The following is a 19,247-nucleotide window of genomic DNA, read 5'->3' as shown; positions in this document are numbered from 1 at the left end:
AAGCGCCCCGAGGGGCGAACGTGGCCGTTCGACTGGAGATGCACGTGGCCGGGCGCATCGAGGATTACGCACTCATCGGAGACATGCAGACCGCCGCCCTGGTCTGCCGGGACGGCACAGTCGACTGGCTGTGCCTGCCCCGCTTCGACTCGCACGCCGTGTTCGCGGCGCTGCTGGGGACCGACGAACACGGTTTCTGGCGGCTCGGACCGGCCTCCCCCGCGGGAGCCGAACCCCCGCGGGCCGACCGGCGCCGCTACGTGGGCGACTCCCTGATCCTGGAATCGGAATGGGACACGCCGCGCGGCACGGTCAGAGTGACCGATTTCATGCCCCCGCGTGACGGCGCGCCGCAGCTGATCCGGATCGTGGAAGGTGTCAGCGGCCGGGTGCCGATGCGCTCCGCGCTGCGGATGCGTTTCAGCTACGGCCGGGTGGTGCCCTGGGTGCACCAGGTGGACAACCGCACCGTCGCCGTCGCCGGGCCGGACTCGATCTGGCTCGACACCGAGGCGGACACGTACGGCAAGAACCTCACGACGTACTCCGACTTCACCGTGGCGCCCGGCGACCGCGTCGCGTTCACCATCAGCTGGCAGCCCTCCCACCGGCAGCCGCCCGCGCTGCCGGATCCCGAGGGGTCGCTCGCGCTCACGTCGGACTTCTGGCGCGAGTGGGTCGAGCACTGCACGTACCACGGCCCCTACCGCGAGGCCGTCGTCCGCTCGCTGATCACGCTCAAGGCCCTGACGTACGCGCCGACCGGCGGCATCGTCGCCGCGCCCACCACGTCGCTGCCCGAGGAGATCGGGGGCGTACGGAACTGGGACTACCGCTACACCTGGCTGCGCGACGCCGCCATCACCCTGTCCTCCCTGCTGCGCACCGGCTACCGCGAGGAGGCCCGCGCCTGGCGTGAGTGGCTGCTGCGGGCCGTCGCCGGCGACCCCGAGAACCTCCAGATCATGTACGGGATCGCGGGCGAGCGAGAGCTGGGCGAGGCGGAGCTGGACTGGCTGCCGGGATACGAGCAGTCGGGCCCGGTCCGGGTCGGCAACGGCGCGGCGCACCAACTCCAGCTGGATGTGTACGGCGAGGTCACCGAGGCCCTGCATCTGGCGCACATGACGGGCCTGGCGCGCAACGACTACGCCTCGCTGCTCCAGCTCAAGCTGATCGAGTATCTGGAGACCCACTGGGACCAGCCGGACGAGGGCATCTGGGAGGTGCGCGGCCCGCGCCGCCACTTCGTGCACTCGAAGGTGATGGCGTGGGTCGCGGTCGACCGGACGATCAAGCTGATCGAGTCCGGCGACGCGGACGGCCCGCTGGAGCGCTGGCGCGAGATGCGCGACGACATCCACCACGACGTGTGCGAGAAGGGTTACGACAAGGAGCGCAACACCTTCACGCAGTCGTACGGCTCCAAGGAGCTGGACGCGTCGCTGCTGCTGATCCCGCAGATGGGCTTCCTGCCGCCGGACGACAAGCGCGTCATCGGCACCATCGAGGCGATCCAGCGCGAGCTGTCCACGGAGGACGGCTTCGTCCTGCGCTACCCGACGTCGGGCGACGACGCCGGTGTGGACGGTCTTGAGGGTGACGAAGGGGCGTTCCTGGCCTGCTCGTTCTGGCTGGCGGACGATCTCGCGATGATCGGCCGGGTCGACGAGGCCCGCAAGCTCTTCGAGAAGCTGCTGGCGCTCCGCAACGACCTGGGGCTGCTCGCCGAGGAGTGGGACTCCCGGCTCCAGCGGCAGGTCGGCAACTTCCCGCAGGCGTTCAGCCATGTGCCGCTGATCGACACGGCGCTGCGGCTGACGGCGTCGGGCGCGTACGGGGGCTGACCGCCCCGCGTACGGAGGTTGACCGCTTCCGGGATTCCCGGCTGCCTGTCCGGTCCGACAGGGCAGCCGGGAATCCCTCTCCCGCACTCCTCTCACTGGAGCCGGCCCCCGCGTGGGTTCACGATGGACGGCATGCGCAGGCGGATAGCCGACAGGCTCGCCGGAAAGCCTCCGGGTCCCGCCCCTGCGACCGATACGAAGTGGGGCCCGGCCCCGAGTGGACGGACGCCGACCGAAAGTCCTACCAGGCGTGGCAGCGGAAGCTCGGCTTCAGTGGCAAGGACGCGGACGGCATTCCGGGCAGGACGAGCTGGGACAAACTGAAGGTCCCGGCGTCCTGACCGCCCTCGACGGTATGACGCCCGGCGGCCCGCACGACCCGAATACGGACACCGGGGCGCGGGCCGGGTAGCGTCCGGAGGCATGGACGAACAGGCCGGGATCACCGTACGACGGGCCCTTGAGCTGCCGGGACTGCGCGGCGGGCTCCCGGAGGTCGTCGCCGGGGCCGACCGGCTGCACCGCACCGTGCGCTGGGTGCACGCGGGCGAGGTGCCGAACATCGCCTCCCTCCTCAAGGGCGGCGAGCTGCTGCTCACCACCGGCATCGGTCTGGGCACCCGCCCCGCCGAGCAGCGCGCCTTCGTACAGAGGCTGGCCGATCGCGGGATCGCCGCGCTGGTGGTGGAGCTGGGGCCGCGGTTCGGGCGGCTGCCCGCCGCCGTCGTGGAGGCGGCGCGGGCGGCCGGGCTGCCGCTGGTGCAGTTGCACCGGGAGGTGCCGTTCGTCTCGGTGACCGAGGAGGTCCACACCGAGATCGTCAACGGGCACTACGCGCTGCTGCGCCACGCCGAGGAGGTCCACCGGCGGTGCACGGACGCGCTGCTCGACGGCGGCGGCGTGCCCCAGGTGCTGCGTATCCTCGCCGACTTCGCGGGCAACCCGGTCTTCCTGGAGACCGCCGACGGACAGTTGCTGTACGCGGCGGCCGGCGCCGCGGGCGCGCCGACGGCCGCCGAACCGCTCCAGGTGTGGGAGGGGCTACGGGCACAGCGGGCCGACCGCGAGGCCGGTCCGCCGACGGGCACGGTGCTGGTGGACGTACCGGGTGGCGGGCACGGGGCCGGTTCCGTGCGCGCCCGGCTCGTGCTGCCTCCGGTCGCCACCCCGCTGCTGCCGGTGCACCGGATGGCGGCCGAGCGGGCGGCGGGCATCCTGGCGGTCGTCCTGATGCAGGCGCGCCAGGAGGACGAGCTGGCGGCGCGGGGCCGGGGCGACTTCCTCACCGATCTCGCGGAGGGCCGCGTCGCGGCGGACGACGCGCCCGCGCAGGCGGCGGTGCTGGGCTTCCGGCCGGGCGACGGCCCTCTGCTGCCGGTGGTGATGCGGCTGGGCCCCGAGCCCGCCCCGTCGGCCGACTGGGCACCGCTGGCACGGGCCGTGCTGGAGGAACTGGCGTCGGTGGGAGTGCCGGTGCTGCTGGGCGTACGGCCTGTGGAGGGCCGGATCCCGTTGCTGCTGGGGCTGCGCGCGGAGTCCGAACGCGCGGCGGTGGCCGACCGGGTGGCGGCGGCGCTGCGGGCGGGCGTGGAGCGGGCCGGACTGGAACGGCCGGGCGGCCGGCGGCCCGTGGTGGTCGTCGGCGTCCCGGGCGGCTGGGCGGCGGCGAGCGCGGGCCTGCGCCACGCGGCGGAGACCGCCACGGCGGCGGGCGGCCTGCCGGAACGCCCCTGGCACGACGCCAGGCGCCTGGACATCGACCTGCTGCTGTGGCGGCTGCGGGACCACCCGGACCTGTCGGCGTTCGTGGACCGCGCGATCGGCCCCCTGCTCGCCCACGACCGCACGTCACGCGCCCCGTTGCTGCCGACGCTGACGACGTTCCTGGACCACGCGGGCCGTAAGGCGGAGACGGCACGCGAACTGCATCTGAACCGCCAGACGCTCTACAACCGGCTGGCCCGTATCTCCGAACTGCTCGGCACGGACCTGGACGACCCGCAGACGGTACTGGCCCTGAGCCTGGCCCTGCGGGCACGGCGGCATGTGCGCTGAGGCCGTGCGCCGAGGCTGCGCGCCGGGGCGGGTCAGATGCTTCGTCGCGTTGTCCGACGGGGGCTGGGCCCCGGCGCTCCTCGCTGTCCGCGCCCGCCCGCGAGGCGCGTCGCGGTCACCTCAGGGGAGACTGCGTCAGTTCGTCGTAGACGCTGAGCACTTGGGCGATGGTGTGGTCCTCCGTCGGCCACGTCGCCGCGCGGACCGGGCCCGCCGCCGCGAGTGCGGCCCGCCGGTCGGGGTCGGCCAGCAGGCGCGTCACCGTGTCCGCGAGGGCCGCGGCGTCGCCGTACGGGATCAACTCCGCCGCCTCGCCGACCAGTTCGGGTACGGCGCCGACCGACGTGGCGACCAGGGGCACGCCGAGTCGTAGCGCCTCCTGGGCCAGCAGTGACCGGGCCTCCCAACGGCTGGGCAGGAGCGCGATGTCGGCGGCGGCGAGGAGATCGCTCACGTCGTCGCGGCGGCCGACGAGACTGACGGGCAGATCCTCGGTGTCGATCCGCGCCTGGAGGGCGGCCCGTTCGCGGCCCTCACCCGCGATGACGAGCAGCGGCAGGGGATCGAGTCCGCGCCACGCCCGCGCGGCGTCCAGCAGGGTGTCGTATCCCCGGTCCGGTACGAGACTGCCGACCGCCATCAGCAACGGCCGCCCCACCACGCCCAGTTCGGCGCGGGCCTTGCCGTTCTCGTCCGGTGCCGGGGCCCGGCGCGGCCCCGGGACGGCGACGGGCGCGAGGCGTGCGTCGCGGGCGCCGCGCCGGCGGGCGCGGTCGACCAGTTCCGACGAGGCGCCGAGCACAACGGCCGCCGATCTGACGGCTCTTCGCTCCAGCAGCCGCAGCAGATGACCGCGCGGCCCGTCCGCGTGTACGCGGGTGTGCCAGGTGACGACGAGCGGTACGCGCTGCCCGCCGAGGGCGACCGCCGCGCGTACGGCGGCGTGCAGTCCGTGTGCGTGCACCACGTCGGCGGTGGCGCAGGCGGCCCGCAGCGCCCCGAGCGAGAGGGGGTCGCCGCGCCGGGCCACCGGTACATGGTCGGCGCCGCAGCCCCGGAAGTCGTAGATCCGCTCCAGCGGGCCCGGCGCGCAGACCGTGACCCGTACGCCCCGGGCGACGAGGCCCGCCGCCAGCGATCTGACGTGCGCGCTGCTGCCGGCGCTGCCACCGCCGAGCACCTGGACCGTACGCAGCTGTGTCACGTGCCCGAGGCTCCTGTTCCGGTGGTGTGTGCTGCGCCAAGGATGCCAGCCGGTACGGACCTTCCGGCACCGAGGGACGTCGCGGGTGTGTCGGTCGTCCCGGCTCCCCGCGCAGGATCACTCACACGAGTGACCTCGCGACGCGCACCACCACGGTACCGCCGCCGCGGCGCCCGCTCCTACGCGTCGGCGCGGGCCGTCGCCAGCAGTTCCTCGGCATGCGCGCGGGCCGTCTCCGAGTCCTCCTGGCCCGCCAGCATCCGGGACAACTCCCGCACCCGGTCCTCCCCTTCGAGGACCGTGACACCGGACCGGGTCACCGAACCGTCGTGCCTCTTCTCCACCAGCAGCTGCCGGTCGGCGAACGCCGCGACCTGCGGCAGGTGCGTCACGACCACCACCTGCGCGGACTTGGCGAGCTTCGCGAGCCGCCGGCCGACCTCGACCGCCGCCTTGCCGCCGACGCCCGCGTCCACCTCGTCGAAGAGATATGTCGGCACCGGATCGGACCCGGCGAAGACCACCTCGACGGCGAGCATCACGCGCGACAGCTCACCGCCGGACGCGCCCTTGGCGATCGGCCTCGGCTGGGCGCCGGGGTGCGGGGCCAGCAGCAGTTCGACCTCGTCGGCGCCGGACGAGCCGTACGCCACCGGGCGGCCGTCGACCTCGACACCCTCCGGGTCCTCGGTCTGCGTCACATTGAACGTGACCCGTGCGTGCGGCATCGCCAGGGACGCCAGTTCGCCGGTGACGGCTTCCGCGAAGCGGGCCGCCGCCTCGGTGCGGGCGTCGGTCAACGCCTGCGCCAGACCGGAGAGTTCACCCAACAGAGTGGTGTGCTCGGCGGTCAGCTCGCCGATCCTGTCGTCGTCGCCCTCAAGTTCCGTCAGCCGCGCCGCGTTCTCCTGGGCCCAGGCCAGCACGCCGTCGATGTCCTGGCCGTACTTGCGCGTCAGCCCGGTGAGCGAGGCCCGCCGCTCCTCCACCGCCGCGAGCCGCAGCGGGTCGGAGTCCAGATTGTCGGCGTAACCGGCGAGTTCACCGGCCACGTCCGCCAGCAGGATCGCGATCTCGCCCATCCGGTCGGCGAGGGCCGCCAGGGCCGGGTCGTGGGACCGTACGGCCTCCAGGGCGCGGCCCGCGCCGCCGACGAGCGTCGTCGCGTCGCCGCCCTCCGTCGGGTCCTCGGGGTCGCCGGCGAGCGCCGCGTGCGCGAGGGAAGCCGCGGACGCCAGCGCCTCGGCGTGGCCGAGCCGTTCGGCCTCGGCGGCCAGCTCGGTGTCCTCGCCGGGCCGGGGCTCGACGGCGGCGATCTCGTTCAGGCCGAAGCGCAGCAGGTCGGCCTCCTGCGCCCGTTCGCGGGCGCGGGTGGTCAGCTCCGCCAGCTCGGCGGCGACCGTCCGCAGCCGCCGGTAGGCGTCCGTGTACTTGGCGAGCGGCGCGGCGACCGCGTCCCCCGCGTACCGGTCGAGCGCCTGCCGCTGCCGCGCGGGCCGCAGCAGTCCCTGCTGGTCGGTCTGGCCGTGTACGGCGACGAGGTCGTCCGCCAGTTCGGCCAGCACGCCGACCGGCACGGAGCGTCCGCCGATATGGGCGCGCGAGCGCCCCTCGGCGGAGACGGTCCGGCTGATCAGCAGCGCGCCGTCGTCGAGTTCGGCGCCCGCCTCTTCCGCGCGCCTGGCCGCCGGGGCGTCGGCGGCCATGGTGAGCCGCCCCTCCACCACCGCGGCCTTCGCGCCGATCCGCACCAGGGCGGCGTCGGCGCGACCGCCGAGCAGCAGCCCCAGGCTGGTGACGACCATGGTCTTGCCCGCGCCGGTCTCGCCGGTCACCGCCGTGAAGCCCGGCGACAGCTCGACCACCGCGTCGTCGATGACTCCGAGCGACCGTATCCGCATCTCCTCCAACACGGACACGACCTTACGAGGTCCGGAGCCCGGTGTGCGACGGCCCCCGCCCCCGGGTTCGGCGGCGCACCGAGCGATACGGCACCGTCTGTGGTGATTTCGTCCCCGCGTCCGACCGGCGCCCGCACTCTTGACGACATACCGACAAGACGCCGTCACGACCGGTGACGCGATCGGTGACATGACAGGGGTCGACCCGGGCCCACTGACCGACGGCCCGGGTCGACATACCGACTTCACAGCCCTCTAGTGCGGCGCCCCGCGCCATCCCGCCACCGGAAGGGCGAACTTCGCCACCAGCCGGTCCGTGAACGACGCCTGGTGCAGTCGTGCCAGCCGTACCGGCACCGCCCCGCGCCGTACCTCCACCCGCGCCCCCGCCGGCAGCTCGACCGTCCTGCGGCCGTCGCACCACAGCACCCCGTGCGGCGTGTGCGGCTGCACCTCCACCGCGAGTACCGACTTCGGCGATGTGACCAGCGGCTTCGCGAACAGCGCGTGCGCGCTGATCGGCACCATCAGCAACGCCTCCACCTCCGGCCACACCACGGGGCCGCCTGCCGAGAAGGCGTACGCCGTCGAACCGGTCGGCGTGGCGCACACGATGCCGTCGCAGCCGAAGCCCGTCACCGGCCGCCCGTCGATCTCCAGGACGACCTCCAGCATCCGCTCGGGCGAGACCTTCTGCACGGCCGCCTCGTTGAGCGCCCAGTCGCGGTGCACGACATCGCCGTTGCTGTGCACGAGGACGTCGATGGTCATCCGTTCCTCGACCTCGTACGCGCGGGTCACCACCCGGTCCACGACCTTGTCGAGGTCGTCGCGCTCCGCCTCCGCGAGGAAGCCGACGCGCCCCAGGTTGACGCCGAGCATCGGCACACCCGAGGCGCGGGCGAAGGCGGCGCCGCGCAGCAGGGTCCCGTCGCCGCCGAGCACGATCAGCAGTTCACAGCCGTTCAGCGCGCCCGACGTGGCCTCCGGGACGGTCTCGACGGCCGACGGGAGCGGCAGATCGGCCGCCTCGGAGGCCAGCACCCGTACGCCGAGACCGTCGCGCAGCAGCCCCTGCACGACCAGTTCGGCGCTGCGGACCGCGGCGGGTCTGCCGGTGTGGGCGAGCAGGAAGACGGTGCGGCGCTCCGCACCCTGTTCCGCGTCCGTCGTCGACGGAGACGGGTTCATGGGGGTCATGGGGGTCAACGGGGTCCCTCCGCCACAGCACGGTCGACATCGGCCGGGTCGACATCGGGCGCCCCGGCGGTGAGCCACAGGAAGTATTCGACGTTCCCGGCGGGTCCCGGCAGCGGACTCGCGGTGACACCACGGGTCCCGAGGCCGAGTTCCGCCGCCTTGCCCGCCACTGTCCGTACGGCCTCGGCCCGCAGCTCGGGGCTGCGTACGACACCGCCGCTGCCGAGGCGCTCCTTGCCGACCTCGAACTGCGGTTTGACCATGAGCACCAGGTCCGCGTCGGGCGCGGCGCACCGCGCCAGCGCGGGCAGCACCAGGCCCAGCGGAATGAACGACAGATCCCCCACGATCAGGTCCACCGGCTCTCCTTCGATGATCTCCAGCGTCAACTCACGTACGTTCGTACGGTCCTTGACGGTGACGCGTTCATCGCTCTGGAGCGACCAGGCGAGTTGCCCGTAGCCGACGTCGACGGCGACGACCTGCCGGACCCCGGCCCGCAGCAGTACGTCGGTGAAGCCGCCCGTCGACGCGCCCGCGTCCAGCGCCCTGCGCCCCTCGACCCGCAGGCCCTGGGGTACGAACGCGGCCAGGGCGCCCGCGAGTTTGTGGCCACCGCGCGAGACGTACCCGGGGTCGGCGCCGTCCTCGGCGACGACGACGGCGGCGCTTTTCTCGACCTGGGTGGCCGGCTTGGTCGCGGTGGTCCCGCCGACGGTCACCCGTCCCGCGGCGATCAGTTGGGTCGCGTGCTCGCGTGAGCGCGCGAGTTTGCGGCGTACCAGCTCGGCGTCGAGGCGTTGGCGTGCCACTCCTGCCACGGTCGGTTCAGCTCCTGTGGTCGTACGACGGCGAGGGCCCGGGTCGGGGGGCGACCTGGGCAGGTCCGGGGCGTGTGTCGAGCGCGGTGAGCGCGTCGCGCAGGCCCCGGTGCACATCCTCGTACACGTCGAGGTGACCGTCCGCCGGGAGGTGGTCCGCGTCACCGAGTCTGGCCAGATTCTCGTCCACCTCGGGACTGCCGGTGGGCACGCGCTCGATACCGAGCGGCGCCGGGGCCGCGGGGTCGTGGACCGGGGCGGGGGGTTCCGGTGGAGGGGTGGCGTGCTCCTGGTCGGCCGGGCCCGCCGTCTCGTCGCTCATGCCCAGACGCTACCTCGAAGCCCTGCGGTACCGTCGATCACGATGGCGACGAAGGAGGAGTGCCGCAGCGCACTCGACAAGCTCTCGGACAACATGGCACGGGCGGACGACGGGATCCGCGGGGCGAGCGGTTTCGACCGCTCGCTGAGCTGCCACATCACGGATCTCGACACGACCTTCACCGGCCGGATCGACGACGGCCGGATCGAGGTGCTGGACACGCACGACGGCCCGCCGCGCGAGAAGGCGCAGATCAGGCTCGCCATGGCGGGGGACGATCTGGTCGCCATGGTCGACGGCGAGTTGAACTTCGCCAAGGCGTGGGGCTCGGGCCGGGTCAGACTCGAAGCGGGCTTCCGCGATCTGCTGCGGCTGCGCTCGCTGCTCTGAGCCGGCTCGGCGTGACGAGTCGGCTCACCGTGCGAGTCGGTTCGCTGTCCTGAGCCGGCTCGGCGCGCGGAGGCGACCGGCTCCACGCCTCACTTCGCCAGCCCCACCGGCACCGTGTGCCGGGCCCTGCGCGCCGCCGGGACCACCAGCGGGGTGCCCGTCTCGGGGTCGTCGATGACCTGGCAGCGGAGCCCGAAGACGCGCTCGACCAACTCCGCCGTCACGACCTCGGCCGGCGGCCCCTCGGCGTAGATCTCGCCCTCGCGCATCGCGATGAGGTGTGTGGCGTAGCGGGCGGCGTGGTTGAGGTCGTGCAGGACGGCGACGAGCGTACGGCCCTGGGTCTCGTGCAGATCGGCGCAGAGGTCGAGGACGTCGATCTGGTGCTGGATGTCCAGGAAGGTGGTGGGCTCGTCCAGGAGCAGCAGCGGGGTCTGCTGGGCGAGTGCCATGGCGATCCAGACCCGCTGCCGCTGGCCGCCGGACAATTCGTCGACATACCGATCGGCCAGTTCGCCGATGCCGGTCGACGCCATCGACTCCTCGACAATCCGTTCGTCCTCCGGGGACCACTGGCGCAGCAGCGCCTGGTGCGGATAGCGGCCCCGGGCGACGAGGTCGGCGACCGTGATGCCGTCCGGCGCGATGGACGACTGCGGGAGCAGCCCGAGCGTCCGGGCGACCTTCTTGGCGGGCATGGAGTGGATCGCGGCGCCGTCGAGCAGGACGCGCCCCTGGGAGGGCCTGAGCATCCGCGACAGTGCCCGCAACAGGGTTGATTTGCCGCAGGCGTTGGGGCCGACGATGACGGTGAACGAGTTGTCGGGGATCTCGACCGACAGATCGCGGGCGATGACCCGCTGGTCGTAGCCGAGGGTCACCGCTTCGGCTGTGAGGCGCTGCATGGCCGTACTCCTGGAGGTGGGATCGGGGGCGGGACCGGAGGTCTGCGGGGAGGGCGGGACCGCGGGGACTCCGGCGCTCATATCCGGCCCGCCTTGCGCTCGGTGACCAGCAGCCAGAGCAGATAGCAGCCGCCGAGCACGCCGGTCACCACACCGGCCGGCAACTGGCGGTCGCCGAACGCCGACGTCGCGGCCCAGTCGGCGACCAGCAGCAGCAGTGCGCCCATCACTGCGGCCGGACCGAGGTTGGGGCCCGGTGAGCGGGTCAGTCGGCGTGCCAGCTGCGGTGCGCTGAGCGCGACGAAGGTGATGGGCCCGGCGGCGGCGGTCGCCGCGGAGACGAGCAGCACGGCGGCGCCCATCAGGACGAGGCGGGTGCGTTCCACCCGTACCCCGAGCGCGTACGCCGCGTCGTCGCCCATCTCCAGCATGCGCAGCGGCCGTCCGTGGCCGAGCGCGAGGGGGATCAGTACGGCGCAGACGGCGAGCAGCGGCCAGACCTGGGCCCAGTCCCGGCCGTCGAGCGATCCCGTCATCCACAGCACGGCGCGCGTGGCGTCGACGAGGCTCGCCTTGGTGATCAGGTAGTGGTTGACCGCGGTGAGTACGGCGGCGACGCCGATGCCGATGAGGACCAGCCGGTAGCCGTGCACGCCGCGCTTCCAGGCGAGCAGATAGATCCCGGCGCCGGTCAGCAGCCCGCCGACGACGGCGCCGCCCGCGACGGCTGCCGAGCCGCCCTGGAAGACGACGATCGCGGTCAGCGCGCCGACGGTCGCGCCCTGGCCGAAGCCGATGACGTCGGGACTGCCCAGCGGATTGCGGGAGATGGACTGGAAGACCGCGCCGCCGACGCCGAGGGCCGCGCCCACGAGAAGGCCCACCAGGACTCTCGGCAGCCGCAGGTCCTGGACGATGAACTCCTGTGCCGCCGTGCCGTTTCCGAGCAGGGTCGCGACGACGTCCCCGGGCGACATCGGGTAGTCGCCCTGTCCGACGAGGATCACGGACGTCGCGCCCAGGGTGACCAGGAGAAGCAGGACGACGACGGCGGTGCGGACGTCGAGCCGGAGGGAGAGACCACCGGGGGTACGGACCGCGCGGGTTGCGGCGCGGGGGGCGGTCCGGGTGGCGGCGCGGTCGGGGCGCTTGCGTACATCGCTCACAGCTGGGCCATCCTCTTGCGGCGTACGAGCTGGATGAAGACGGGCCCGCCGACGATCGCGGTGACGATGCCGACCTGCACCTCGGCGGGCCGCGCGACGACGCGCCCGAGCACGTCGGCGCCCAGCAGCAGGACGGGCGACAGGACGGCGGCGTACGGCAGGATCCACCGCATGTCGGGCCCGGTGATGGCCCGTACGAGATGCGGCACCATCAGTCCGACGAAGACGATCGGCCCGCAGGCCGCGGTCGCCCCGCCGCACAGCAGCGTGACGCAGACCATGGCGAGGACGCGGGTACGGGTCAGATTGGCACCCAGCGATCTCGCCGTGTCGTCGCCCATCTCCAGCGCGTTCAGGGGCCGTGCGATCAGCAGCGCGAGCACGATGCCGACGGCGATGAACGGCCACACCTTGCCGACGGTCGACATGTCGGCCGACGCGAGGGACCCGACGGTCCAGAAGCGCAGCCGGTCGAGGGCCGCCGAGTCCAGCAGCTGCACCGCGTTGACGTAGCCGAAGAGCGCGGCCGTGGCGGCGGTGCCGGCGAGGGCGAGCCGTACGGGGGTGGCGCCGCGGCTGCCGCCGAGCGCGTACACGGCCACCGAGACGACCGCCGCGCCGGCGAACGCGAACCACACGTAGCCGCTGATGGAGGTGACGCCGAAGAAGCTGATGGCCGAGACCACCGCGGCGGCGGCGCCGGCGTTGACGCCCAACAGCCCCGGTTCGGCCAGCGGGTTGCGGGTGAGCGCCTGCATCACCGCGCCGGCGAGGCCGAGCGCCGCGCCGACGAGCAGCCCGAGCAGCGTCCTGGGCAGCCGGACGTCGCGGACGATCACGTCGTTGCCGGTGCCGGAGTTGTGGAACAAGCCGTGCCACACATCGCCGAGCGGTATCGACTTGGCGCCGACGGCGATACCGACGGCACAGACGAGCAGCAGGACGCCGACGGCCACCAGCAGCCCGGCGGCGCGCAGCGTACGGCGCTTCCGGGTCACGGTGGGCGGTACGGGCGCCGCGCTCTGTTCGGATTCGGGGGGACTGTCGACCAACACGAGGTTAGGTTAGCCTACCCTGATACATGATCCTTCAGAGGGAAGTCGCGAGGGAAACACCGTAATGAACAATCCCCCTCCGGTTACGGCCGGGCTCCCCGTCACCGGGTCCCTTACCCGGCGCCGACTGCTGACCGGAGCCGGCGCCCTGGGAATCGGAGCGCTCCTCACCGCCTGCGGCTCCGAGGACAAGACGGCGAAGGCCGGTGCGGCGGGCAGCGCCAAGGGTGCCGGTACGAACGGCCCCTGGAGCTTCGAGGACGACCGCGGCAGAACGGCGAAGACCGACCAACTGCCCAAGAAGATCGTCGCGTTCATCAGCTCCGCCGCCGCCCTGCACGACTACGGCGTCGAGTGCACGGGAGTCTTCGGCCCGACCGACCCGGTCGGCGGCAAGCCCAACCCGCAGGCGGGCGACCTCGACCTGACGAAACTCACCAGCCTCGGCAAGGCGTGGGGCGAGTTCAACATCGAGAAGTACGCCGCCCTGGAGCCCGACCTGCTGATCAGCAACATGTTCCCGCCGCCGGACCTCTGGTTCGTACCGGCCGAGAGCGTCAAGAAGATCGAGGCCCTCGCACCGAGCGTCGGCATCACCGGCGGCCGGGTCAGCCTGCTCCAACCCCTCAAGCGCTACACGGAGTTGGCCGAATCCCTCGGCGGCGACCTGTCCGCCCGGAAGGTCGTCGACGCCAAGGCCCGCTTCGACAGGGCGGAGAAGACCCTGCGCGCGGCGGCGGCCGGGAAGAAGAAGGACGGCGGCCTCAAGGTCCTCGCCATGACGGGCGACGCCGAGCAGATGTACGTCGCCGTACCCGACTCGTACTGCGACCTCAACTACTTCAAGGATCTCGGCATCGAGTTCGTCGAGGGCGTGAAGTCCGACGAGTTCGGCTTCTGGGAGTTCCTCAGCTGGGAGAACGCCGACAAGTACCACGCCGACCTCATCATGGTCGACAACCGCTCGAACGCCCTCCCCGTCTCCGAACTCGCCAAGCGGCCCACCTGGAGCCGGCTGCCCGCCGTCAAGGCCGACCAGATCACGCCGTGGTCGATGGAGGAGCGCTACAGCTACGCCGGTTACGCACCGGTGCTCGAACAACTCGCCGCAGCCGTGACGAAGTCGAGGAGGCTCGCCCGATGAGCGACGCGCCGTTCCAGTTCTTCACCCTGAGGGTGCTGCGTACGACCCGCCCCACCCCCTCGTTCGTCCGCGTCACCTTCGGCGGCGACGACGTGGCCCGCATGGCGACGGCCGGCCGGGACCAGCGCGTGAAGCTGTTCCTGCCACGTCCCGGCCAGGAGGCCCCGGTCCTGCCGGGTCCCGACGACGGGCACTGGTGGGACGCGTGGCGCGCCCTCGACCCTGCCGTACGGGGCGTCATGCGCACCTACACGGTGCGCGAACTGCGCCGCGATCCGCAGGAGTTGGACGTCGACTTCGCCGTGCACGAACTGCCGCCCGGATCCGAGGAGGGTCCGGCCACCCAGTGGGCGCTGAACGCCGCGCCCGGCGCCCAGGTCGGCATTCTCGCCCCGATCCACGAGGAGAACGCGGGCTACGACTTCCGGCCGCCGGACGGCACCGACTGGATCCTGCTGACCGGCGACGAGTCGGCGCTCCCGGCGGTCGCCGGCATCCTGGAGTCCCTGCCGCCCGGCATGCCCGCCCGCGTCTGGCTCACGCTCCACCACGGCGCCGACCGGTGGGAACTCCCCACCAAGGCCGACGCGCACGTCACCTGGCTCGTACGGGAGGAGTCGGCGCCCGCCACCGAGGACGCGATCCGGGCGGCCGACGACCTGCCGGACGGCACGCCGTACGCCTGGATCGCGGGCGAGTCGGCGACCGTCAAGGCCGTACGCAGACACCTCGTGGGCGAGCGCGGCATCGACCGCAAGGCGGTCAAGTTCACCGGCTACTGGCGGCGCGGTACCTCCGAGGACGAGCTGCTGCGCTCGGGCGAGGACGCGTAGCGCCGGGGCACGGGAGGACGGGGCGACAGGGCGCCGGGCGGGCTCGGTCCGAATCCGCCCGGCGATCGACGCGCTACAGCCCCAGCTTCGCCAGCACCTTGCCCGCGTCCAGGGCGCACGCGCCGTCCCCCGCGTGCGTCCAGGCCGCGGCGCACAGCGCCCGCAACCCGTCCATCGCCGCCCCGTCCCCGTCGAGGACCAGTACGTCGTCCCGTACGGAAGCGGTCCACCCGCCGCACCCGAACTCGCCCTTCCCGGCGACCACTTCGGGCTGACCGGTCAGCAACCCCCGCAGATCCGCGTCGACATACGTCGGCCGGTGCTTCGGCTCGGCGGCCAGCAGCCCCGCCCCGTCCGTCACCCCGGTCAGCACCAGCAGCGAGTCCACACCACCGTTGAACGCGCCCTCGATGTCGGTGTCCAGCCGGTCCCCCACGACGATCGGCCGCTTCGCCCCCGTACGCAGCACCGTCTCCCGGTGCATCGGCGGCAGCGGCTTGCCCGCGACCTGCGGATCGGCGCCCGTGGCGATCCGTACGACCTCCACGGCCGCCCCGTTGCCCGGTGCGATCCCCCGCGCGCTCGGAATGGTCAGGTCGGTGTTGGACGCGAACCACGGCACCCCGCGCGCGATCGCGTACCCGGCCTCGGCGAACCGCCCCCAGGCCAGATCCGGCCCCCCGTAGCCCTGCGCCACGGCCGCCGGGTCGTCGTCGGCCGACTCGACCGGCACAAGTCCCCGCTCCCGCAGGGCGACCCGCAGCCCCTCGCCGCCGATCACCAGCACCCGCGCACCGGCCGGCACCTGCTCGGCGATCAGCCGGGCCACCGCCTGCGCGGAGGTGATCACCTCGGCGGGCTCGGCGGGCACCCCCAGCTCCGTCAGATGCGCGGCGACGGCGTCCGGCGTCCGCAGGGCGTTGTTGGTCACGTACGCGAGGTGCATCCCGCCGTCCCGGGCGGTGATCAGCGAGTCGACGGCGTACTCGATGGCCTCGCCGCCCGCGTACACCACGCCGTCGAGATCCAGCAGAGCCGTGTCGTACGCCTCGCTCAGCGCCGTCGCGCTGCCGTCGGGCCTGGTCCTGCTCGGCTGACTCATCAGTCTCCCGCTCCCTCTTCCGCCCCATGGTCGGGCTCTCCTCCCCCGATCATCGCTCATGCCCGGACCCGCATACGATGCGGAGATGAACACCACAGGGCCGGCAGCGAAAGGCCTCCGCCTCATCCCGTTCCGCGGACTGCGCTACGTCCCCGAGCGGGTGGGCAGCCTCGCAGCCGTCACCTCACCGCCGTACGACGTCGTCGTACGGCCCGACGGGCTGCTCCATCTGGAGTCGGCCGACCCGCACAACATCGTCCGGCTGATCCTGCCCCAGGCCGCGACCGCCGCCGACCGGCACCGTCAGGCGGCGAACACGCTCAGGCGCTGGCTCGACGAGGGCGTCCTCGCGCCGGACACGGAACCGGCGTTGTACGTGTACGAGCAGCGCAAGGGCGATCTGCTCCAGCGCGGGGTCATCGGGGCCCTCGCCCTGTCGACACCTGCCGAGGGTGTCGTCCTGCCGCACGAGGACGTGATGCCGGACATCGTCGAGGACCGCGCGGCCCTGATGCGGGCGACCGCCACCAATCTGGAGCCACTGCTCCTCACGTACCGCAGCGACGGCGACACGACCGGCACGACGGCCGTCGTCGAACGCACCGTGCGGCGCACTCCTCTGCTCTCCACCACCACGGAGGACGGCTTCGCCCACCGCCTGTGGTCGGTCACCGATCCCGCCGAACTGGCCGAGATCGAGCGGGACCTGGCGGACCGTCAGGCACTCATCGCCGACGGCCACCACCGGTGGGCCACCTATCTGCGGCTGCGCGAGGAACACCCGCCGGGCGAGGCCGGGCCCTGGGCGTACGGCCTGGTGCTGCTGGTCGACACCGCGCGCCATCCTCTCCAGGTCCGCGCGATCCACCGGCTGCTGCACCGGCTGCCGGTCGCGGACGCGCTGGCGGCGCTGAGGGACGTACCGGGTTCCTTCCGCGTCCGCACGATCGACGGCACACTGCGGCAGGCCCTCGACGCCCTGTCCGAGGCGGCCACCGCCGACAACGGCACGGCCAACGCCTTCCTGCTGGCGGGCGACGGCCGCTTCCATCTGATCGACCGCCCCGACCCTGCGCTGCTCGCCCGTACGGTGCCGGCCGACCGCCCGCAGGAGTGGCGCGCGCTCGACGCGACCGTGCTGCACTCGACGCTGCTCGACCACATCTGGAAGATCCCGGACGCGCCCGAACACATCTCGTACATCCACGACACGGAAGCCGTCGTGGAACAGGCGGAACGGCACGGCAGTACGGCGGTCCTGCTGCACCCGATACGCGAGGAGGTCGTACGGGAGCTGGCACGCCACGCGGTCACGATGCCGCGCAAGTCGACGTCGTTCGGCCCGAAACCGGCGACGGGCCTGGTGCTGCGGAGTCTCGCGGACGGCTGAGAAACGAAAGAGCGGACGGGCGGCACCCCCGGTGGGGATACCGCACGCCCGCTCTCCGACTGATCAGGACCTCTCGTCGTCGTCCTCGTCCTGGTCCTGGTCCCGGCCTTCGTTCCGGTCCTCGTCCTGGTCCTCGTCGTCGTCCAGGTCCGTGTCCGTGTCCACGTCCACGAACTGGACGCCGTCCAGGGCGGCGAGGCGGTCCGACGCGTCCGTGGCGCCGTCCTTGTCGGCCTCCAGGGCCTTGGCGAACCACTCGCGCGCCTCGTCCTCACGCCCGGCCGACAACAGCGCGTCGGCGTACGCGTAACGCAGCCGCGCGGACCACGGCTGTACGGAGTTGGAGCCCAGCTCGGGACCCTGCAAGGTCACGATGGCGGCGTCGATCTGCCCCATGTCCCGGCGCGCGCCTGCGGCGACCAGCCGCATCTCGACCTGTCCCGCCTTGTCCAGCTTCAGCACCTCGGGCTCACCGGCCATGGTCAACGCCCGTTCGGGACGGCCCAGACCACGCTCGCAGTCCGCCATGACGGGCCACAGGTCGACATTGCCGGTCATCCGCCGCGCCGCCCTGAACTCGGCGAGCGCCTCGCCGTACTTCTGCGTCGCGTACGCGGCGAAGCCGGCGGCCTCCCGTACGGCGGCGACCCTGGAGGCGAGCCGCAGCGCCACGCGCGAATAGGCGTAGGCCTGGTCGGGGTCCTCGTCGATGAGGTTCGCGACCATAACGAGGTTCTTGGCGACGTCGTCGGCGAGCGTCTTGGGCAGGCTCATCAACTCCTGCCGCACCGCCTTGTCGATCTCGTCACCGGTGACATCCTCCGGGATCGGCAGCCGCTTGATGGGCTCCCGGTCCCTGTCACGGTCACGGTCGTCACGACGCCCGTAACTGCCGCTGCGGTCGTCACGGTCGTCACGCCCACGGAACCCGCCACGCTCCCGGTCGTCCCGCCGGCCGTAACTGCCGCCACGGTCGCTGTCACGACGCGGGCCGCTCGGCCGGTCGTCACGACGGAAGGAGGGACGCTCGTCGCGGCGGTCGTCACGGCGGTCGTCTCGGCGCGGTCCACTGGGACGCCCACCGCTGGTGGGACGGCCGCCGCCTGAGCTGCCGGTCGGACGCCCACCGCTCACGGGACGGCCGCCGCCGGTGGGCCTGCCACCACGGTCGTCATCCCGGTCACGACGCGGACCACCGGGGCGGCCACCGGTGGTGGGCCTGCCGCCACTGGAGGGCCGGCCGCCACGGTCGCCACGCTCGTCGTTACGACGCGGGCCGCTGGGACGCTCGTCCCGCCCACGGAACCCGCCGCCACCGGCGGCCGGACGGCCACCGCTCGAAGGACGGCCACCGGTGGTGGGCCTGCCACCACGGTCGTCATCACGGTCACGACGCGGGCCGCTCGGCCGGTCGTCACGACGGGAGGAGGGGCGCTCATCACGCCCACGACCACCGGTACCACCCGTCGGCCGGCCACCGCCCGCAGGACGACCGCCACCGGTAGGCCGACCACTGCTCGCGGGCCGGTCGCCGCCACGGTTGTCGCCCCGGGCCACGTAGTCGCCGACGCCTCCGCCGCTTCTGCCGGTGGGACGACCACCGCCACGGGAACCGCTCCGGTCACCACCACCGTCCCTACGACGTGATTCGCGCTCCGGACGGTCGTCGGGAGAGTTGGGGGACATCGGCACGGCTCCTGTCTTCGGGTACCACAGTCATTCTCACGCAGCCGACGGTCGACCGCGCTTCCAACAGAAAAGGCAAGAAAACACAAAAGACCCCTGGTCCAGCGTGAACGCTGGACCAGGGGTCCATGAAAGATTGTTCGGCGGCGTCCTACTCTCCCACAGGGTCCCCCCTGCAGTACCATCGGCGCTGAAAGGCTTAGCTTCCGGGTTCGGAATGTAACCG

16 protein-coding genes, 1 rRNA gene and 1 pseudogene are annotated in these 19,247 nt (G+C 72.7%); 7 read left to right on the top strand and 11 right to left on the bottom strand.

What is annotated here, in order from left to right; genetic code table 11:
* The first annotated feature begins 38 nt into the window (after positions 1-38).
* The 3 genes and pseudogenes from ACFYNU_RS22940 to ACFYNU_RS22930 all read left to right on the top strand — a co-directional run bounded on the left by ACFYNU_RS22940 (position 39) and on the right by ACFYNU_RS22930 (position 3,902).
* Positions 39-1,847 carry a glycoside hydrolase family 15 protein gene (locus ACFYNU_RS22940; RefSeq protein ID WP_356588574.1) on the top strand — a complete coding sequence of 603 codons (1,809 nt, stop codon included), beginning with the start codon at positions 39-41 and terminating at the stop codon, positions 1,845-1,847.
* A 108-nt stretch (positions 1,848-1,955) separates the two neighbouring features.
* Positions 1,956-2,188, top strand: a pseudogene (locus ACFYNU_RS22935) (peptidoglycan-binding protein); the annotation flags it as partial.
* A gap of 82 nt (positions 2,189-2,270) precedes the next feature.
* Entirely contained in the window at positions 2,271-3,902 is a 1,632-nt protein-coding gene (locus ACFYNU_RS22930; protein WP_356588286.1) for a PucR family transcriptional regulator, read from the top strand.
* A 115-nt stretch (positions 3,903-4,017) separates the two neighbouring features.
* On the opposite strand, the gene ACFYNU_RS22925 is transcribed toward ACFYNU_RS22930, so the two are convergent.
* The 5 genes from ACFYNU_RS22925 to ACFYNU_RS22905 all read right to left on the bottom strand — a co-directional run bounded on the left by ACFYNU_RS22925 (position 4,018) and on the right by ACFYNU_RS22905 (position 9,350).
* Entirely contained in the window at positions 4,018-5,106 is a 1,089-nt protein-coding gene (locus ACFYNU_RS22925) for a glycosyltransferase family 4 protein (protein WP_356588284.1), read from the bottom strand.
* Between the two features lie 179 nt (positions 5,107-5,285).
* Positions 5,286-7,007: a DNA repair protein RecN gene (recN, locus tag ACFYNU_RS22920; RefSeq protein ID WP_356588572.1), complete on the bottom strand. Its 1,722-nt coding sequence runs from the start codon at positions 7,005-7,007 to the stop codon at positions 5,286-5,288.
* Between the two features lie 255 nt (positions 7,008-7,262).
* Complete coding sequence (locus tag ACFYNU_RS22915; protein ID WP_388767106.1) at positions 7,263-8,198, bottom strand: NAD kinase; 936 nt, start codon at positions 8,196-8,198, stop codon at positions 7,263-7,265.
* 14 nt (positions 8,199-8,212) lie between these two features.
* Entirely contained in the window at positions 8,213-9,028 is an 816-nt protein-coding gene (locus ACFYNU_RS22910; RefSeq protein ID WP_356588280.1) for a TlyA family RNA methyltransferase, read from the bottom strand.
* A gap of 7 nt (positions 9,029-9,035) precedes the next feature.
* Positions 9,036-9,350, bottom strand: coding sequence for a hypothetical protein (locus tag ACFYNU_RS22905; protein ID WP_356588278.1), 315 nt, complete (start codon positions 9,348-9,350; stop codon positions 9,036-9,038).
* A 42-nt stretch (positions 9,351-9,392) separates the two neighbouring features.
* On the opposite strand from ACFYNU_RS22905, the gene ACFYNU_RS22900 reads away from it, so the two are divergent.
* On the top strand, positions 9,393-9,740 hold the full coding sequence (locus ACFYNU_RS22900; RefSeq protein ID WP_356588276.1) for an SCP2 sterol-binding domain-containing protein: 348 nt from the start codon (positions 9,393-9,395) through the stop codon (positions 9,738-9,740).
* Positions 9,741-9,829: 89 nt separating this feature from the next.
* Here ACFYNU_RS22900 and ACFYNU_RS22895 read toward each other — a convergent pair whose 3' ends face one another.
* From ACFYNU_RS22895 to ACFYNU_RS22885, 3 genes are all read right to left on the bottom strand, one after another.
* Positions 9,830-10,645, bottom strand: a complete 816-nt coding sequence (locus ACFYNU_RS22895) for an ABC transporter ATP-binding protein (protein WP_356588274.1) — start codon at positions 10,643-10,645, stop codon at positions 9,830-9,832.
* Between the two features lie 77 nt (positions 10,646-10,722).
* Entirely contained in the window at positions 10,723-11,811 is a 1,089-nt protein-coding gene (locus ACFYNU_RS22890; protein WP_356588272.1) for an iron chelate uptake ABC transporter family permease subunit, read from the bottom strand.
* A complete protein-coding gene (locus ACFYNU_RS22885; RefSeq protein ID WP_388767102.1) occupies positions 11,808-12,866 on the bottom strand; it encodes a FecCD family ABC transporter permease in 1,059 nt (352 codons plus the stop codon). The genes ACFYNU_RS22890 and ACFYNU_RS22885 overlap by 4 nt, the downstream gene beginning before the upstream one ends.
* Before the next feature lie 64 nt (positions 12,867-12,930).
* Between ACFYNU_RS22885 and ACFYNU_RS22880 the strand changes: the two genes are divergently transcribed.
* Together ACFYNU_RS22880 and ACFYNU_RS22875 are read left to right on the top strand one after the other, a co-directional pair.
* The gene (locus tag ACFYNU_RS22880) at positions 12,931-14,010 is read left to right on the top strand and encodes an ABC transporter substrate-binding protein (RefSeq protein ID WP_356588270.1); all 1,080 of its coding nucleotides are present in this window, start codon (positions 12,931-12,933) and stop codon (positions 14,008-14,010) included.
* On the top strand, positions 14,007-14,843 hold the full coding sequence (locus ACFYNU_RS22875; RefSeq protein ID WP_356588268.1) for a siderophore-interacting protein: 837 nt from the start codon (positions 14,007-14,009) through the stop codon (positions 14,841-14,843). The genes ACFYNU_RS22880 and ACFYNU_RS22875 overlap by 4 nt, the downstream gene beginning before the upstream one ends.
* A 73-nt stretch (positions 14,844-14,916) precedes the next feature.
* On the opposite strand, the gene ACFYNU_RS22870 is transcribed toward ACFYNU_RS22875, so the two are convergent.
* Positions 14,917-15,945, bottom strand: coding sequence for an HAD hydrolase-like protein (locus ACFYNU_RS22870; RefSeq protein ID WP_356588266.1), 1,029 nt, complete (start codon positions 15,943-15,945; stop codon positions 14,917-14,919).
* 85 nt (positions 15,946-16,030) lie between these two features.
* On the opposite strand from ACFYNU_RS22870, the gene ACFYNU_RS22865 reads away from it, so the two are divergent.
* Positions 16,031-17,335 (top strand): DUF1015 domain-containing protein, encoded by a 1,305-nt coding sequence (locus ACFYNU_RS22865; RefSeq protein ID WP_356588264.1) that lies wholly within the window; start codon positions 16,031-16,033, stop codon positions 17,333-17,335.
* Between the two features lie 63 nt (positions 17,336-17,398).
* On the opposite strand, the gene ACFYNU_RS22860 is transcribed toward ACFYNU_RS22865, so the two are convergent.
* Both ACFYNU_RS22860 and rrf read right to left on the bottom strand, forming a co-directional pair.
* Positions 17,399-18,169, bottom strand: coding sequence for a tetratricopeptide repeat protein (locus tag ACFYNU_RS22860; RefSeq protein WP_356588568.1), 771 nt, complete (start codon positions 18,167-18,169; stop codon positions 17,399-17,401).
* Positions 18,170-19,159: 990 nt separating this feature from the next.
* A 5S ribosomal RNA gene (rrf, locus tag ACFYNU_RS22855) occupies positions 19,160-19,247 on the bottom strand; the annotation flags it as partial.

It is taken from the genome of Streptomyces sp. NPDC006643 (genome assembly GCF_042870175.1).
Classification (GTDB): domain Bacteria; phylum Actinomycetota; class Actinomycetes; order Streptomycetales; family Streptomycetaceae; genus Streptomyces.
Note: the sequence above shows the minus strand (reverse complement) of the source record. Positions and strands in the feature narration are given on the sequence as shown.

What these genes read in the sequence shown, in the direction of transcription:
- ACFYNU_RS22940 (WP_356588574.1), top strand. Translation starts at nt 39, where the DNA reads ATGCACGTGGCCGGGCGCATCGAGGATTACGCACTCATCGGAGACATG.
- ACFYNU_RS22930 (WP_356588286.1), top strand. Translation starts at nt 2,271, where the DNA reads ATGGACGAACAGGCCGGGATCACCGTACGACGGGCCCTTGAGCTGCCG.
- recN (WP_356588572.1), bottom strand. Translation starts at nt 7,007, where the DNA reads ATGCGGATACGGTCGCTCGGAGTCATCGACGACGCGGTGGTCGAGCTG.
- ACFYNU_RS22915 (WP_388767106.1), bottom strand. Translation starts at nt 8,198, where the DNA reads ATGAACCCGTCTCCGTCGACGACGGACGCGGAACAGGGTGCGGAGCGC.
- ACFYNU_RS22905 (WP_356588278.1), bottom strand. Translation starts at nt 9,350, where the DNA reads ATGAGCGACGAGACGGCGGGCCCGGCCGACCAGGAGCACGCCACCCCT.
- ACFYNU_RS22900 (WP_356588276.1), top strand. Translation starts at nt 9,393, where the DNA reads ATGGCGACGAAGGAGGAGTGCCGCAGCGCACTCGACAAGCTCTCGGAC.
- ACFYNU_RS22895 (WP_356588274.1), bottom strand. Translation starts at nt 10,645, where the DNA reads ATGCAGCGCCTCACAGCCGAAGCGGTGACCCTCGGCTACGACCAGCGG.
- ACFYNU_RS22880 (WP_356588270.1), top strand. Translation starts at nt 12,931, where the DNA reads ATGAACAATCCCCCTCCGGTTACGGCCGGGCTCCCCGTCACCGGGTCC.
- ACFYNU_RS22875 (WP_356588268.1), top strand. Translation starts at nt 14,007, where the DNA reads ATGAGCGACGCGCCGTTCCAGTTCTTCACCCTGAGGGTGCTGCGTACG.
- ACFYNU_RS22870 (WP_356588266.1), bottom strand. Translation starts at nt 15,945, where the DNA reads ATGAGTCAGCCGAGCAGGACCAGGCCCGACGGCAGCGCGACGGCGCTG.
- ACFYNU_RS22865 (WP_356588264.1), top strand. Translation starts at nt 16,031, where the DNA reads ATGAACACCACAGGGCCGGCAGCGAAAGGCCTCCGCCTCATCCCGTTC.